This is a genomic window from Arcicella sp. GW822-FHT02H01 (genome assembly GCF_058802005.1).
On the sequence record NZ_JBXANT010000001.1, the window covers coordinates 320,897 to 337,644 of the forward strand.

Genomic DNA, 16,748 nt, shown 5'->3' on the forward strand with positions numbered 1-16,748 from the left:
TATTAATAGGTGTAAAACGCTTAATTTATTTGCTGGCTCTCCAAGCACTACGACCAAACCACCTCACGATTTGGTACATGATATAGTGTCTTATAAAGCCCTTGGGGTCTACCTTATTGGCGAAATACAAAAACTGTTGGTCCGCAAAATACCTAGCCTGTTTTTCGCCTAATTCCTTTTCCCTAAACCGCAAATCATACAAATAATCATGGACCAACGCCGCACGATTATACTTGCCTATCGGCGGGAAAAAGTTCCATAATATCCAAGGAACACTTGCGAAATCGGTCACATAGCCAGCGCTTATCTTGATTGTCGTACCGTCGCAAAGCGTTTCCTCAAATGGTTCGTAAAGCTCCCACCAGTCACTCTTGTCAGTGGGAGCCTCACGGTATTTCACAATAATGTTACTGTACATTCGTAACACTAAGCTTGAAATCTATCAAACTACCTTCAAAGGCAAAGCCCTGTAAGGCATCATTAATGGCCGTTAATCCTTCAGGAGTTTTGTTGGCTCTGTAGCTTTCAATCAACAAGTACAACTCAAACGGAATGATTTTTGAACCAGTATCAAACAGCACTGGCGTTACAAAATCAGTAATTTCCTCAACTAGCACAGGTTTATTATACTTCAAAATAGGATTACCCTCAGCATCCAAGCTAGGCACCATTTTGATATACTTCTCCGCCAAAATCTCATAAGAGATTTCGCAAACATTCGTCCCATCAACGACAAACAAATCACGCAAAAGCGTGTAACGCATCGTGGTTGGTATTACCGTTACCTTATAAGGAACAGCGATATTAATTGAGGCACTTTTCATAATGTTTCTATTTTGTAAGCTTAAAATACAGGTGTAATGGCATACGATATCGTCTTACCAACGGGTGCCGTAAACGTTAATGGGTTGTCGGTATTAGCCGTACAGGTGCTCGCAGGCGTAGTGGTAATGGCTGTTACCCCCGAGCTGTCCAATACTTCAAACGTAAAATCAAACGGGAAACGAACATTTCTGGTGATACTAGCCCCCGTGCCATCCACCGCAAAAGTAGATTTACCCAAACTTCTAAGTATCGCTTCTGGCGAAACATAAGCCCCACGACCCAAATCACCGTTTGAAGGTGCCTGATTAGCATCTTTGCCCAATTTGGTAGCTGGCGTCGATAAATACTGAAGCTCGGTATTGCTTAGGCGTTCACCCCAAATACAAATCTGTTTCACTGGCGCATTGGGCGAAGTATCCGACCCAATTCTTAGTTCGTTCAGTGCAGGTATTACCACCGCATTATCATCCGCAGAAGCCACACCATTCACATATAATTTTGCATCATTAGTAGCAAATCCATAAGCCATTAAAACAGCATTTGTAGCAGGCACAATATTAACAGAGTTCTGCGTAACACCATCTGAAGTAATAAAGCCCTCGGTACTGCCATTAGTATTGATAATTAAACCAACCCTGTTGGTTCCTCCAGCTGTAGCAGTTCCTTGCAACATCGCATATTTCCCATTACCCGTAGCTATTTTTCCTTTGGCGGCACTCACAAAAATTGTCCCTTTGTTAATCGCTCCAAAAATTTGAGTGAACTGTGTCCCAGCTATCACAATCATATCTTGTTCCCTGGTTACACTTATAGCAGCTGTAGGAATATACGAAGTCGCATCAGCTCCCTTGGCCAATTGTGGACCATAGATATAGATATTCTGCGAAGCACTAGCTGTATGCGCACCAGTAACAGGTATAATCAGTGCATTTAAAGCAAAAGAGGCACTAGAAGTAAACGAAAGCTCACATCTATACCAGCCATTAGCATGCAGTGTCATGGCAGAGCTTACAAACGTAAAGCCTGCACCAAATGTAGTCCCTGCTAACCTTGTCCCTAAGTTTAAGTTGTAAGTTACCGTTACACCACCTCCAGTAGAAGTAACTTGCAATTTAAAAGTTGTGCCTATCGTACCAGCTTTCGCCCAAACCGAAAAGGTGTGTGTAGTAGCATCAGTAATAGTAACGGCTTGCGTCATCGTAGATTCACTAGCAACAGCATTATCCGTTAAAAGACTAGCTTCAGCTAACGTTCCATTGGGAGCAATGGTATCATTTGCACTAATTGCCAACGATGATTTTGCCCAAGCAGCATTTGAAAAGTCTGTGGAATATCTTAGCAAATTTGTTCTGCTTTCCTCCAACAACAACCCCAAGCTTTCGCCCGTTAGTGGGTCAAACGTAAAGCGTGGCTTATTAGCCTGCACCGTTTTTACAAAGCCATTTCGGTCAATGTAAGTCCCAACACTGTTTCTTGTGAAAGAAAAGGCAGGGTCTAAAAATCTACCATTGGCAAAGTCTAAATTCAAAATAGGTCTAAGAGCAGGTCGTCCAAACCCACCTGCCAAAGCATCAAAGCTCGCTTTGTTGTCATTGACTACCTTACCGAGTGTATTGGCAGGATAGTCCGTTCGTGCAGCATTATGCGTTATCTCTGCTGACTCATACGCATGAAGCAACGCTGGGTCTATCGTAGCTGGATAATACGAACCACCAGCAGTGCTATATTCAGTGGTTAAAAAACCTCTAAGCTCAGGTTGGTTAGTATAAATTGAAAGCAAAGTTTCTTGAGACAAAGCATTGCTCAAAACTGTGCCATTCAGTGCATTATTGCTCTGTACGGCTATTTTTCCATTGTATGCGGGGTCTACCCGAATTACCACTGCCATTTGTATATAAAATTATAAGGTGACTAAAACTGAATTAAGCAAAAACACATTCACCGATTCGGCATAGAACGACGGCTCTTTGGATAACCTCCCAAACTTAAAATTCACCGTACTGGTCCCGATATTCAAGCTACACGCCAAAAGTCTCAAAGGTTGTCTGACCGTACCCAGTACCTTGGTTACACCGTTACGGTCGGTTGATAGCCCAATAAAAGTTTTACCTCTCATACTGTTCACCGAAAGTGTACGATTAGCAAAATCTTTCGGTACATTAAATTCTACCACCGTTTGCCAGGCATCGCCCTGCTCAGATGGTACCAGCTCCTCATTATAAAATCCAACTCCTTCAAACTTCATATCCACCACCTTCGGATTCAGCAGAACGATTCCTCCAGTCGGCACACTCCAGCTCGAAAGCTTTGGGTTAATTTCCTTCACATCCGAAACACAAATAAGCCTGAACTTCCTAAGCCCAGACGCATTGCTTTTACCTTCTATCGATTCGGTGCCAACTACAGTATTCATTCGCCAAATCTAAGATGGTTTTCTGCTTTTTGGTAGGATAGAAAAATAATGGTATTATTACGTAAAAAGCCCTCATACTCATTGTATAAGGGCTTTTTAAGGTAATTAGAATGCCAAAAATTCAATGAATAACTACGATATTCATTGAATACCTCAAAAAGTTGGTGAATAGTACCCCAACTTTTTTTCTATTTTTTTACGCTGATACGTCTGATGATTCCGCCACATTTGTCGTAACCGTTCTGCTATCTTTCCATCATCGTCAATATCATACTTTACCATAAAATTATCAACGGCATTATAGTCGCTAACGCCGAGCTCTACAAAGGCTTCACAGTGTGCCAAGAATACCTCTCTGAAATGATACTCTAAGGCCTGTACAAATAGCTGGACTTTTATAGGATGTAAGAAATGATTTTTCAGCGAATCGGGCAGAAGAATCGTAACACAGCTCTTTTCTTCCATCTCAGCAATTTTCGGTAGGCTATGTACATAACCTACCTTCTGACAAGCCAGCTCGGTCAATTTTCCGAGAAACGAGCGCCTTGTAAGGTCTATAATAGCAGTGTCGTCCCCATATCTACTAATTACGAATTTCCGCACATGCGGTTCTTTGATAGATATTTTGGCTTTTAGCATATCCTGAATGTGGTTAATTTCAACAAAAGTTAATCAATAAAATGTGGTCTCTCTAGGACGTTATTCTGAATTATTTTTTATTCCGATGTTTGCTTGAGTTCTGATGCCCTGCCCACTTCTGGGGCGTATTAAATTCCCGTCCGCAACAAACTTTTGTCTTAAACACATACTTCTCAGCTCGTTCCTGCTCGATAGGAGTGTACACAGGCTCGGCATTCAAATGCCCCAGCTCTATCTTAATGGCCCTCACGATGGCTTCTGCCTGCGTCAGCATCAATAACAACAACGATTTACGGGGCAACTTTGGGTCTACTAGCTGACTGAAATATTTTTGAAATACCTCCAATCTATTACTAATGTCTGTCATACAATTTATAATTATTTTAAGATGCTTATTTTTTACCGATTACTTTTTTTGTTTACACCCCTCCGAAAAAATGACCGTATGCTGAATACACGGATACGTTTTTGTAAACAATTGATTATTAATTACTTAATTGATTTTTCGTGTATTCAAAATGTATTCACTCAGAATACATTTTTAGGGTTTGAATACATTGAATACACATTGAATACATTTTGAATACACTACTTTATACTTAACTACTTGATTATCAGACGACAGTAAAAATGTATCCGTGTATTCAAATTTTGTTCTCTAAAAAGAGGGTTGTGAAATATTCGAATTGTTATCCAAGTCTAATCCAAAAACTACTTTCAATTTGTTGTAATTGACTGATATACAATTTTTTACTGCCAATGTCTTGTTGAATTCTCCTTCTGCAATATTGGCAAATCTCATCGACGATTTTACTTCATGATTTTCATCAAAGCTTTTCAAGGCTTCAAATATCTCCGACTTACTCTGTGGCATCTCTTTGTTCACGGTAAAAAACTCTTTCTGATAAATAGGATAAAACGAATTTAGGTTAACAATAAACTTTCCATTGTCAATCCTAAAATGTGAACCTTCGTAGATACGTCGCTGGTCATATAAGCTCTGGAAAAATTCAAAGAATTGATGCAAGGCCGTCTTAGCTTCCGACATCCTATGCTGAAATCTTAATTGATTAGCTCCCAGCATCGCAAACCAAACCAAAATGTCTTTTTCATCCTTGGATTCATACCCCATATCTATTTTCCCGTATTTGGTCAACATATAGCCTATTACAAGAGTCTGGGTAGTCTTTGAAAAATTCCTTGTTTCCACATTCTGCAAATCCGTTACTAAGCCCTTGATGTATTTTAGCAGTTCATCAAAGCACGCCTGATAATTATCCATAATCAATTTCCGATAGGCTAGGAGCTCCACAGAAATACAAGCCAAACCCTTTTTTAAATAAGTGTCCAGCTCCACAAAAGCTTTTGTTTCTGATTCCGTTTTGTTGATATCATCTTTCACCAAATAAATAAGTCTGGAGATAAAAGGCTCGTAGCTAGGCTCATCATTAGACGTGATTACAATACCCCGTGTTACAGGAAAAGATTCCGTTTCATTACCGCTCGCCGCATCGTCAGTACTACGCTCAAATCCCTCAAAATCAAAGGCTGAGATAAACGTATCCGTGTAGGGCATACCGTTCTTAAACTCATCACAATGCAGAAAACCGTTTTGTGTTTGGTTCAATAGTTTAGCCACAGCCCTGGGCGTTGGGTTACTCTTCAGGGAGGTTTTGTTTTGCTTATAGCCATAGTTATGGCTCAATACTTCTATCATGGTTGTTTTCCCCGAATTGGGCTTCCCCTTGATATACAGAATAGGATTCTTTTTACCAAAGCTCTGTGCTACATCCAAGAACAACGACATCATATAATGGTTAGCCACAACAAAGGCTTCTTTCGGATAAGCCGTACAGAATAGCTTGTACCAATCCGAAAAAGAAAACTTCGTTTCCGTCCAATAAAAATTTAGGTTATTGCTCGTCTTCAGCTGTGGTAACGAGATATGCAATGCTCCAATTTCCAGCATCCCGTTTTCATCAGGGAAAATCAAATCTTTGCCATCAAAACCACAGTTGGCAAACAAAAACGTTTGACTAGGAGCGTGCCAGCCGTAACGGAGCACCCGAGTAGCACGATTGAATTTGCGGAATAAAAACAAAAACTCGATTAGCTCCGTCAATATCGTATCATCAGCCTTAAAGCTCAAAGCGTGTTTAGATATTTCAGCTTTCCAATACCGAGCCGAATTAAACTGCTCATTATTAAATTCCAATGTGATCGGTTTAAAGCGGTCACTTTCATCAATGTGTGTATCAACAATCTCCAGCAACCAATACACCTTATCGTTTTCGTCTTTGTTCTGATACCGAATAAATACCTGATAGCCATTAGCCACCCGTTTTAGGCCAGCCCTACTACCGCCAAAATACGTAATACCATCATCATCATACGTGATAGAATGGGCCATCTCCGCCACCTGCTTAGAGTTTTTCGGTACCTTAATCTCTATTTGTTCCGCTTCATCCTGAGTACTTACAGGTAAAATGCGCTCAGCTTTCAAATCATTAAAGATAGATACCTTGTTGGTGGTGGCTCCCTCTTTTTTGGCCGAATTACTGATAAACAAAGCTTGTTCAATTGCCTGCTTTAATTCAGGGCGAAGTCCATCCCGAATGGCATCCGCAATATCATACCCATCATTTCGCTCAGGGAACAAATCCACTAGCTTATGTTTTATCTTTTGGCGTTTCAACGTCATTAAAGACGAATTTTCACGTCCTTTTTTATCCGCATCAGCCAACCAAACCACCCTGAAACCCTTCAAAGCAGTTGCTTTCATATCAGTCAACCCATCACCACTCGCACAGCTCAGCCAATAGTAATCTGGATAAAAATGCGAAGCGATGACCGCCGTTTTCTCCGATTCTACCAATATTACATAACGGTTTTTGTCTATACGTTCCAAATGTTCGCCAAACAAACATATTTTATAACGATACTCCTGCTGGCCTTCGGTTCTCCCTTTGAGAGAATAAGCATTAAAATCCTTATCACGTCCACCATTCACCTGATACTTAAAGTATTTTACGTTCACAGGCTTATGGCTTTGGTCTATGAAAATAAAGGCAGTTTTATCACCCTCTGAGCCAACACCCCATTTTTTCAAATGAGCAAACGGAATCCCTATCGATTTGGCATATTGGTGAAAATTAGAGCTAGTATCATTCAATACTAGCTTCAATTCTGCTTGTTTTTTATCAGGAATTTCCAAGTAACTAACATCAGGAAGGGGCTCAGGTTTCCGAGCGTTCGGATTGCTCGTACCATCAGGTTTTACGTGATGGCCACAACTGTTGGCTCTGTCACATAACCCACATAATTGCCCATCCGCAGTGTACAATTCCGCTTCTTCAACAGACTTGTACTTGCGAAAAGAATTCTTTTTGCCACAGCTCGGGCAAGTGGTTTTGCCTTGCTTAGATTTATCTAATTCAAAAAACATAATTCGGTATTTTATTAAAAAATAAAATTGACTTTTATCCCTTTAGTACTTTGATTTTGTTGGTCAAAACAGCAATTTCATTATCGGCAAATAGCCTATTGCAAGGGTCTGAAGATTTTGAGAGGAACTTCTTCCACTCAACAATTTGCGTATTAAGGTATAGAACAGTATCATCAATATCTTTTTCAGACATCAGCGATTTTGGTCGGGTCAGCAACACCATTTTGATGGGGGATTTTTGATAAGGCTAATACTAAATCATGCTCGTTTTGCATTTCCACAATAATACGCTGAATCATGCCAGTGGTAAAGCCCAAATGATGCGCTTTATTAGACTCTTTTTCAGTACTACTATCAATCATAAAATTCATCGTTTCCTCCAGTTCTTTCATTTCCTGAATATAGAATGCTAGCAAACGCATTCTTTTTTCAGGTGGATTGTCTTGTGAAGTATAGCTACCATTAGAAAGATATTTTATTAACATAATGTCTAAATCCATTATTTCTAAGCGTTTAAGTTTGTGGTTGATAACATTTAAAGCTGTAACAACAGGAGTGCAATAACACCAATCACAGCCGTAGCACAAAGGTCAATAATCCCTTCTTGCGTAGAAGTTGAAAGAGAATCAAACCAAGTATCAATTCTCCGAAATGATTTACTAATGTTCATGTTGGTTAAATATTAAAGGTTCTAGAAATAACCTGTACCGTACAACAGCACAGGCATTTAATTACAATCTACATTACTCTTTTAGGCATTAGGCCCACCGAGACCAAGCCATCAAAATAACCCATCGTCTTACAGTCATAGTTTTCAGGAATAGCATTTAGGCATTTTTCAACATTCAGGCTACCCCAAAACACAATTTCCCAAACATCATTTTGGAAATAATTAAAACTCACCTTCGAGCTCGTTACTGCTCTTACAAATTGTTTGATAGTACTCGGTACTGTTTTCGTCGTTTTGTTCATTATTGTAATTGTTTTTATGTTGGAATATTAATTTTTACACGTTTCAAAAAGCCCGACTTTCGTCTGCTAGCTTCAACTTTTTCAGCTTCATATTTATCTACTATCTGTTGCCATAAATTCAAAATATGTTCATCCATAGAGCGTCCCTGATGTACATTTTGCATCAAAGTAGCACCTTCCAATGAATCATATTCTGGAGCAATTGCAATCAATCTTTTTCGCCAATCAGCAGGTAATTGAGGCTTTAATAAAGTCCATCTACCGTTAGATAAGTTTTGGCGTTTTCGCGGAGTTGTAAATTGGTTTGCCATCCTATTTTTATTAGATTTACATAGTAATATGTATATGTAATTATTACTATGTAAAGCAACTAAAATAGTTGAATTAATGCAACTATTTTAGTTGAATAAAATATTAATTTATAATGATTCTAAATTATCATTTTGGCAAAAACCTAGAAAAGTATCTTGTTTTAAAGAAAATCACAGCTGTATCGCTTTCAGAAAAAATGGGAGTTAGTCATCAGGCTGTTGCAAATTATCTCAAAGCTAAGAGCCCACGTGAGGCAACATTAAACAAGATACTTCAAGCTCTTGATGTAAGTTTTGAAGACTTTAATAAAGTCGTATTGGAAGAAAACGTTAATAGTGACGAAGGCTATAAAGCTAAATATGAAGCAGAATTAAAGAAAAATATAGAATTACAAGATTTATTAATAAAGTACCAGCAACAGGAAATAGAGACCTTAAAACAGCAAAATGCCAATAGGGGGGAAACCCCCGTTTCCGAAGCTAATACATCTAATTAAGAATTTCATGTTTTACGATAACCGCAATTAAGAATAAACTACCACCCACAAACAATCTTCTATATTGAAAAAAATAATTATAAAAATAGTTACTAGCTAACTGCATATTATTTAGGGTAAATAGAAAGGGTAACCGTTAGCAAAAAGTAAGGGTGGACGACTACTAAAAGACATCATTTTAGTAGATAAAAAGAAGCAAAATAAGCTTCTAAAAATAGGTTTTTGTCCCGAAAAAACCGTCCTTTTTAAGGACATTTCACCCATCTCAGAAGAAGGCAAAAAACTCTGTAAATAGGTGCTATTTTGATGGCACTTTAATGGCAGTAACAATATAATGGCAGTAAAAAACAGAAAAATGTCAGTTTAAAATATCTAAAAACAGGCTCAAATAGCGTATTTCAAGGCAAAATTTAATAAGCCATCGAGTTTGGTTTCTTGTGGTTTTGTTTTGTTATAAGAAAGCCCTCAGATGTTATTTGGAGGCTTTTTACAGTTTTTTGAGCCATCAAAGGCTCAGTCAATGGCAGTAAACAGTGAGTAATATGATTTGCTGATACGCTTGTACTTACAAAAAGGCTTTCTAGCGTAAAAGATTTTCCTTTATCTGGACTATTTGACTCAATTCATTTACGATATTATACTCATTATTCAATTCTACAATTATTCGCTCAGCCAAGCCCGTTAACAGACCCAAATGATGAGCTTTATTTTCATCACTTTCATTTTGATTTGTAATCAACAATTGCAATTCGTCCAAATAGTCTTCCATATCTTTAATATATAAAGCCAGTACATACAATCTATGGCTAGTCGGAAGGTTCTGACTAGTATAACTATCGTTTGAAATATATTTTCTTAAAAGAACTTCCAACTCCATAATTTTAAAACGTTTAATGGATGATATATGCCTCTAACTGCATTCTCAAAAGTCATCCACTTCTATTCCAAGCCACACTTGGTCATCTTTGGTACTTTTAATAGGTAAATATGTTGCTCAACCTGTGCTAATTGCTTCTCAAAGTGTGGTCTTTCATGAGCATTTGTCAACATATAATATTGTGGGTCTTTTTACGTAATGTTAATTCTAATAAATTTGATAAAATATTAAGTGCGTTTGGATATTGTTAATAAGCCAATATATTACCACTCAATCATAAAAATTATCAAGATGAATTTTGTTGCAATTGATTTTGAAACCGCTAATAATTTTAAAGGAAGTGCTTGTGCTTTGGGACTTGTAAGGGTTGAAAATGGAGATATTGTCGAGAGAAAAGAATGGTTGATAAAACCTACTCCATTTGAAATGGGGTTTTATCAAAACCAAGTCCACAAAATTGAGTTGAAGGATTTAGTGGATAAACCAACTTTTAAGGAGATTTGGTATGAATTGAAACCTCTTTTAGATAATCAGATAGTGATAGCCCATAATGCCAGCTTTGACTTTGGTGTATTAAATAGCGTTTGTACACATTATAATCTCCAAACTGCTCAGTTTACGCCTATGTGTTCTATTGCCCTATCACGCATGGCATGGCAAGGAGAAATGGGCTATGGATTAAGCTATTTGGTAGCCTCAAAACTTGAAAATTATACATTCAATCATCATAATGCTTTAGAGGATGCTGAAGCGTGTGCTCATTTAGTCCTTAAAGTATTGGATAAACTGTCGTTAGCAAGTATCGAAGAAATACACCAGTATAGGGCTAGTAATCAGCATAGAAAACGGTCTACTGGATTAGTCAAGAAAAAGAAAACCCTTGAAATAACCATCAATGAGAGTCACAGCAATGCTTTTAATGGCAAAGAAGTAGTATTTACTGGAACATTAGCGTATTTTGTAAGAAAAGATGCCCAAGCGTTGATACGAAAATTAGGAGGGAGCGTCGTAAGTGGTGTAGGTATTAGAACAAACTATGTTGTAATAGGGCAATCTGATGTTTTTAGAGTGAGCCAAGGGTATAAGTCTTCAAAAATTAGCATGGCAGAACAATTAGCTTCTATGGGATATAAAATTAAAATAATCACCGAGAATGAATTTATAGAAATGCTGTCAGTTTAATGAGGAAAGACAAAAGAAAACTTTGGGACAAAAAAAGCCCCTTCTCTGAAGGAGAAGGGGTTGGAGATGAGGTTGATATATCGATAACTAATAAATTACTTAGCTACGTTAGCACGGATGATATTTAATGCACCACCTGCTTTAAACCATTCAATTTGTTGCTCATTATAAGAGTGGTTTACTACAATCGTATCAGTTGAACCGTCACTATGGTTTAAAACTACTTGTAATGGTTTACCCGGAGCAAATGAAGTTAGACCAAGCACATTCACTGTATCATCTTCTTGAATCAAATCGTAGTCAGCTTCATTAGCAAATGTAATTGCCAACATACCTTGTTTCTTCAAGTTAGTTTCGTGAATACGTGCAAAAGATTTTACTAATACCACACGAACACCTAAATGACGAGGTTCCATTGCAGCGTGTTCACGTGAAGAACCTTCACCATAGTTGGAGTCACCAACGACGATTGTTCCGATACCCGCCGCTTTATAAGCACGTTGTGTAGCAGGAACTGGTCCGTATACGCCTGTTAATTGGTTTTTAACATTATCTGTCTTCTCGTTAGCGAAGTTCAATGCACCAATCAACATATTGTTTGAGATATTATCTAGGTGTCCACGGTATTTCAACCAAGGACCAGCCATAGAAATATGGTCGGTAGTACATTTTCCTTTTGCTTTAATCAATAATTTCAAGCCAAATAAGTCAGTACCTTCCCAAGCTGCAAATGGGTCTAATAATTGAAGACGATCAGATGTTGGAGAAACTTTCACTTGTACAGCAGAACCATCTTCAGCAGGAGCTTGGTAACCTGCATCTTCAACGGCAAATCCTTTTGTTGGTAATTCATCACCTGAAGGTGCATCTAATTTTACTAGCTCTCCAGCTTCGTTTGTTAAAAAATCTGTGAGAGGGTTGAAAGTCAAATCACCAGCAATTGCCAAAGCTGTTACTAATTCAGGAGAACCAACGAAAGCATACGTGTTAGGGTTACCATCAGCACGTTTAGCGAAGTTACGGTTGAACGAGTGAACAATGGTGTTTTTCTCCGCCTTTTCAGCACCTGCACGAGCCCACTGACCAATACATGGTCCACAAGCATTAGAGAACACTTTACCACCGATTTCATTGAAAGTATCGATGAATCCATCACGTTCGATAGTATAACGTACTAATTCAGAACCTGGTGTAATAGTATATTCAGCTTTCGTTTTTAAGCCTTTAGCTGCTACTTGTTTCGCTAAAGAAGCCGCACGTGAGATATCTTCGTAAGATGAGTTGGTACATGAACCAATCAAACCTACTTCGATTTTAGTTGGCCAGCCGTTTTTCTCTGCTAATTCTTTCATTTTAGAGATAGGCGTTGCTAAATCTGGCGTGAAAGGACCGTTCAAGTGGGGTTCTAAAGTATCTAAATCGATTTCAATTAATTGGTCAAAATAAGTAGCAGGGTCAGCATATACTTCTGGGTCAGCTGTCAAATGTTCTTTGATAGTATCAGCCAAAGCAGCTACCTCAGCACGACCCGTAGAAGCTAAATAACGAGCCATCGATTCGTCATAACCGAAAGTAGAAGTAGTAGCACCAATTTCAGCACCCATATTAGCGATAGTACCTTTTCCTGTACATGACATTGAAGTAACACCTTCGCCAAAATATTCAACGATACAGCCAGTACCACCTTTTACAGTAAGGATACCTGCTACTTTTAAGATAACGTCTTTTGGAGCGGTCCAACCGTTTAACTTACCAGTCAATTTAACACCGATAAGTTTAGGGAATTTCAATTCCCAAGCTAAACCAGCCATTACGTCGCAAGCATCAGCACCACCCACACCGATTGCAATCATACCTAACCCACCAGCATTTACTGTGTGAGAGTCAGTACCAATCATCATACCTCCTGGGAAAGCGTAGTTTTCTAATACTACTTGGTGAATAATACCTGCCCCTGGTTTCCAGAAACCTAAACCATATTTATCTGAAACTGATGAAAGGAAATCATAAACCTCTTTGTTTTTATCAACTGCAACCGAAAGGTCAATTTTCGATTCTACTTTAGCTTCAATTAAGTGATCGCAGTGAACAGTAGAAGGAACTGCTACTTTCGGACGACCAGCCTGCATAAATTGTAAAAGAGCCATTTGAGCTGTAGCATCCTGCATCGCTACACGGTCTGGTGCAAAATCAACGTAAGAAGCACCTCTCTCAAACGTACTCGTTGGAGTACCCTCCCACAAATGAGAATAGAGAATTTTTTCTGTTAAGGTAAGCGGTCTGCCGACAAGTTTACGAGCTGCCTCCACGCGGGCTGGCATACGATCGTAAACTGCTTTAATCATTTCAATGTCAAAAGCCATAATACGTTTTTTAGTTAAGAGTTCACGAAATTTTAAGATTTAAAGAATAAGGATTTATTTATAAATCTAAAATACTATTTTCAAATATGTATATAAAACTAACAAATTTCCAATATTTTAAGTTCTTAGCAGTCTGTGGGCATATTGACAACGGCAAAAATTGTACCTTGATAATATTAACAGGGTTTTATTATTGATTACGATTTAGACAAAATCTCATGCCAACCTTCTCAATGATAGAATAACACAATTAAAAATAACACAAAACAAAGAAAATATATGCTAAAAACGCCTATTCGATAAAAAATTTTTAAATCGAAGTTGCTTTTCATAAATTTGTAAGACAACTAATTCACAGAAAAATTTAATTTTAATTCTAAGAAGAAGTTTGCTGATATAAAAATATACACATAAAAATACCATAATAACTGTAAATAATACAATATGAATTTTTATAACGATTACCTTAAAGAAATCGAAGAAAGAAAAACGCAAGGACTTCATCCAAAGCCAATTGATAGTGCTGAATTGGTAAGCGAAATCATTGAACAAATTAAAGATTTGGGCAACGAACACCGTCCTTATTCACTTCAGTTTTTTATTTATAACACTTTGCCAGGAACTACTCCTGCGGCTGGTGTAAAGGCTAAGTTTTTAAAAGAGATTATACTTGGTGAGTCTGTTGTAAAAGAAATAGCGCCTGAATTTGCTTTCGAATTGTTGTCACACATGAAAGGTGGTACTTCAATTGAAGTATTATTGGATTTGGCTTTAGGAGATGATGTTGCTATTGCAAAACAAGCGGGTGATGTATTGAAAACGCAAGTTTATTTATATGACTTAGACTTGAAACGTTTGAAAAGTGCCTTTCTAAGTGGTAATACAACGGCAAAAGACATCCTTGAGAGTTATGCCAAAGCAGAGTTCTTTACCAAACTTCCAGAAATACCTGAAGAAATTAAAGTAGTTACGTTTATCGCAGGTGAAGGTGATATTTCAACAGATTTACTTTCTCCAGGAAACCAAGCTCACTCACGTTCTGACCGTGAATTGCACGGGAAATGTATGATTTCTCCTGCTGCTCAAGCTGAAATCGAAGCATTGAAAGCGCAACACCCAGATAAATCTGTTATGTTAATTGCAGAGAAGGGTACAATGGGCGTAGGTTCATCAAGAATGTCGGGAGTAAACAATGTGGCACTTTGGACAGGCAAGCAAGCAAGCCCTTACGTTCCTTTCGTAAACTTTGCTCCAATTGTAGGAGGTACGAATGGTATTTCTCCAATTTTCCTTACTACAGTTGATGTAACTGGAGGTATTGGAATCGACCTTAAAAACTGGGTTAAAAAAGTAGATGAAGCTGGTAAAATTATTCGTGATGAAAATAACGAACCGATACTTGAGCAGGTATATTCTGTAGAAACAGGTACTGTACTTACGATTAATACAAAAACGAAAAAATTATACAATGGCGATATAGAGCTGATTGATATTTCTAAGGCTTTCACTCCTCAAAAAATAGAATTTATCAAAGCTGGAGGTTCTTATGCCATCGTATTTGGTAAAAAAATCCAAACATTCGCTTCTGAACTTTTAGGCATTGCTATTGCTCCAGTATTTGCTCCTTCAAAAGAAGTTTCTAATGAAGGACAAGGTCTTACAGCAGTAGAAAAAATCTTTAACAGAAATGCAGTAGGTGCTACGCCAGGCAAAGTTTTACATGCAGGCTCAGATGTTCGTGTGCTAGTAAATATCGTAGGCTCGCAAGATACTACTGGTTTGATGACAGCCCAAGAATTAGAATCAATGGCTGCAACTACTATTTCTACGACAGTTGATGGTGCTTATCAATCAGGTTGTCATACGGCTTCTGTATGGGATAAAAAAGCTCAGGCAAACATTCCAAAATTGATGAGGTTTATGAACGACTTTGGTTTGATTACCGCTCGTGACCCTAAAGGTGTTTATCACTCAATGACCGATGTAATTCACAAAGTATTGAATGACATCACAATAGACGACTGGGCAATCATCATCGGTGGCGACTCGCATACTCGTATGTCTAAAGGGGTAGCTTTTGGTGCTGACTCTGGTACAGTGGCGTTGGCTCTTGCTACGGGTGAGGCTTCTATGCCAATTCCTGATTCTGTAAAAGTTACTTTTAAAGGTGACATGAAGGAATATATGGATTTCCGTGATGTAGTACATGCTACTCAAGCACAAATGCTTCAACAATTTGGGGGAGAAAACGTATTCCAAGGTAGAATTATTGAGGTTCATATTGGTACACTGACTGCTGACCAAGCCTTTACATTTACAGACTGGTCTGCGGAAATGAAAGCAAAAGCTTCTATCTGTATTTCTGAAGATGCTACTTTAATCGAGTCATTGGAGATTGCAAAAAGCAGAATCCAAATCATGATTGATAAGGGCATGGACAACAAAAGCCAAGTGCTTCAGGGATTGATTGATAAGGCTAATAAGAGAATTGCTGAAATCCAATCGGGCGAAAAACCAGCGCTTAGACCTGATGCTAATGCTAAATATTACGCTGAGGTGGTAGTTGACTTAGACTTAATTGCTGAACCAATGATTGCTGACCCAGACGTAAACAATGCCGATGTTTCAAAAAGATATACCCACGATACTATCAGACCATTGTCTTACTACGGTGGCCACAAAAAAGTAGATCTTGGATTTATTGGTTCTTGTATGGTTCACAAAGGTGACATGAAAATTTTAGCACAAATGCTTAAAAATATTGAAGCACAAAATGGTAAAGTTGAATTTAAAGCACCACTTGTAGTAGCACCGCCAACTTATAACATCGTTGATGAATTGAAAGCAGAAGGCGACTGGGAAGTATTACAGAAATACTCAGGTTTTGAGTTTGATGATAATGCACCTAAAGGAGCCGCACGTACAACATACGAAAAAATGTTATACCTAGAGCGTCCAGGTTGTAACCTTTGTATGGGTAACCAAGAAAAGGCTGCAAAAGGCGATACAGTAATGGCAACTTCTACTCGTTTGTTCCAAGGGCGTGTAGTGGAAGATACAGATGCTAAAAAAGGTGAATCTTTGCTTTCATCAACGCCAGTGGTAGTTCTTTCTACCGTTCTTGGTAGAACGCCTACTATCGAAGAATATGTAAAAGCTGTAAAGGGTATCAATTTGACTAAATTTGCTCCATCACACATCAAATTGGTGAAATAAGAGCATAA

17 protein-coding genes are annotated in these 16,748 nt (G+C 38.2%); 3 read left to right on the forward strand and 14 right to left on the reverse strand.

Features of this window, described 5'->3' with window-relative positions:
• Positions 1-25: 25 nt before the first annotated feature.
• The 12 genes from AC1RNE_RS01380 to AC1RNE_RS01435 form a co-directional block, all read right to left on the reverse strand.
• Positions 26-418: a DUF1353 domain-containing protein gene (locus AC1RNE_RS01380; RefSeq protein ID WP_492803590.1), complete on the reverse strand. Its 393-nt coding sequence runs from the start codon at positions 416-418 to the stop codon at positions 26-28.
• A complete protein-coding gene (locus AC1RNE_RS01385; protein WP_492799271.1) occupies positions 408-824 on the reverse strand; it encodes a hypothetical protein in 417 nt (138 codons plus the stop codon). Before AC1RNE_RS01385 ends, AC1RNE_RS01380 begins: the two co-directional genes overlap by 11 nt.
• A 20-nt stretch (positions 825-844) precedes the next feature.
• On the reverse strand, positions 845-2,713 hold the full coding sequence (locus AC1RNE_RS01390) for a phage head spike fiber domain-containing protein (RefSeq protein WP_492799272.1): 1,869 nt from the start codon (positions 2,711-2,713) through the stop codon (positions 845-847).
• A 12-nt stretch (positions 2,714-2,725) separates the two neighbouring features.
• Positions 2,726-3,238 carry a hypothetical protein gene (locus AC1RNE_RS01395; protein WP_492799273.1) on the reverse strand — a complete coding sequence of 171 codons (513 nt, stop codon included), beginning with the start codon at positions 3,236-3,238 and terminating at the stop codon, positions 2,726-2,728.
• A 153-nt stretch (positions 3,239-3,391) separates the two neighbouring features.
• Positions 3,392-3,703 carry a hypothetical protein gene (locus AC1RNE_RS01400; protein ID WP_492799274.1) on the reverse strand — a complete coding sequence of 104 codons (312 nt, stop codon included), beginning with the start codon at positions 3,701-3,703 and terminating at the stop codon, positions 3,392-3,394.
• Between the two features lie 244 nt (positions 3,704-3,947).
• Positions 3,948-4,244: a hypothetical protein gene (locus AC1RNE_RS01405; RefSeq protein WP_492799275.1), complete on the reverse strand. Its 297-nt coding sequence runs from the start codon at positions 4,242-4,244 to the stop codon at positions 3,948-3,950.
• Between the two features lie 291 nt (positions 4,245-4,535).
• Positions 4,536-7,322 carry a DUF6371 domain-containing protein gene (locus tag AC1RNE_RS01410; RefSeq protein WP_492799276.1) on the reverse strand — a complete coding sequence of 929 codons (2,787 nt, stop codon included), beginning with the start codon at positions 7,320-7,322 and terminating at the stop codon, positions 4,536-4,538.
• 34 nt (positions 7,323-7,356) lie between these two features.
• The gene (locus AC1RNE_RS01415; protein ID WP_492799277.1) at positions 7,357-7,515 is read right to left on the reverse strand and encodes a hypothetical protein; all 159 of its coding nucleotides are present in this window, start codon (positions 7,513-7,515) and stop codon (positions 7,357-7,359) included.
• Positions 7,508-7,822 carry a hypothetical protein gene (locus AC1RNE_RS01420; protein WP_492799278.1) on the reverse strand — a complete coding sequence of 105 codons (315 nt, stop codon included), beginning with the start codon at positions 7,820-7,822 and terminating at the stop codon, positions 7,508-7,510. Before AC1RNE_RS01420 ends, AC1RNE_RS01415 begins: the two co-directional genes overlap by 8 nt.
• Positions 7,823-7,857: 35 nt before the next feature.
• The gene (locus AC1RNE_RS01425) at positions 7,858-7,992 is read right to left on the reverse strand and encodes a hypothetical protein (RefSeq protein ID WP_492799279.1); all 135 of its coding nucleotides are present in this window, start codon (positions 7,990-7,992) and stop codon (positions 7,858-7,860) included.
• Between the two features lie 68 nt (positions 7,993-8,060).
• On the reverse strand, positions 8,061-8,294 hold the full coding sequence (locus AC1RNE_RS01430; RefSeq protein WP_492799280.1) for a hypothetical protein: 234 nt from the start codon (positions 8,292-8,294) through the stop codon (positions 8,061-8,063).
• A gap of 14 nt (positions 8,295-8,308) precedes the next feature.
• Positions 8,309-8,605: a hypothetical protein gene (locus AC1RNE_RS01435; protein WP_492799281.1), complete on the reverse strand. Its 297-nt coding sequence runs from the start codon at positions 8,603-8,605 to the stop codon at positions 8,309-8,311.
• A gap of 113 nt (positions 8,606-8,718) precedes the next feature.
• Here AC1RNE_RS01435 and AC1RNE_RS01440 point away from each other — a divergent pair, with 113 nt between their 5' ends.
• Positions 8,719-9,102: a helix-turn-helix domain-containing protein gene (locus tag AC1RNE_RS01440; RefSeq protein ID WP_492799282.1), complete on the forward strand. Its 384-nt coding sequence runs from the start codon at positions 8,719-8,721 to the stop codon at positions 9,100-9,102.
• Positions 9,103-9,682: 580 nt separating this feature from the next.
• Here the strand turns inward: AC1RNE_RS01440 and AC1RNE_RS01445 are convergent.
• Entirely contained in the window at positions 9,683-9,979 is a 297-nt protein-coding gene (locus AC1RNE_RS01445) for a hypothetical protein (protein ID WP_492799283.1), read from the reverse strand.
• 291 nt (positions 9,980-10,270) lie between these two features.
• Here AC1RNE_RS01445 and AC1RNE_RS01450 point away from each other — a divergent pair, with 291 nt between their 5' ends.
• Positions 10,271-11,161, forward strand: a complete 891-nt coding sequence (locus AC1RNE_RS01450; RefSeq protein WP_492799284.1) for an exonuclease domain-containing protein — start codon at positions 10,271-10,273, stop codon at positions 11,159-11,161.
• A 95-nt stretch (positions 11,162-11,256) separates the two neighbouring features.
• Here the strand turns inward: AC1RNE_RS01450 and AC1RNE_RS01455 are convergent, their stop codons facing one another.
• On the reverse strand, positions 11,257-13,524 hold the full coding sequence (locus tag AC1RNE_RS01455) for an aconitate hydratase (RefSeq protein WP_492799285.1): 2,268 nt from the start codon (positions 13,522-13,524) through the stop codon (positions 11,257-11,259).
• A 444-nt stretch (positions 13,525-13,968) separates the two neighbouring features.
• Between AC1RNE_RS01455 and AC1RNE_RS01460 the strand changes: the two genes are divergently transcribed.
• On the forward strand, positions 13,969-16,740 hold the full coding sequence (locus AC1RNE_RS01460) for a bifunctional aconitate hydratase 2/2-methylisocitrate dehydratase (protein ID WP_492799286.1): 2,772 nt from the start codon (positions 13,969-13,971) through the stop codon (positions 16,738-16,740).
• The last annotated feature ends 8 nt before the right edge of the window (positions 16,741-16,748 follow it).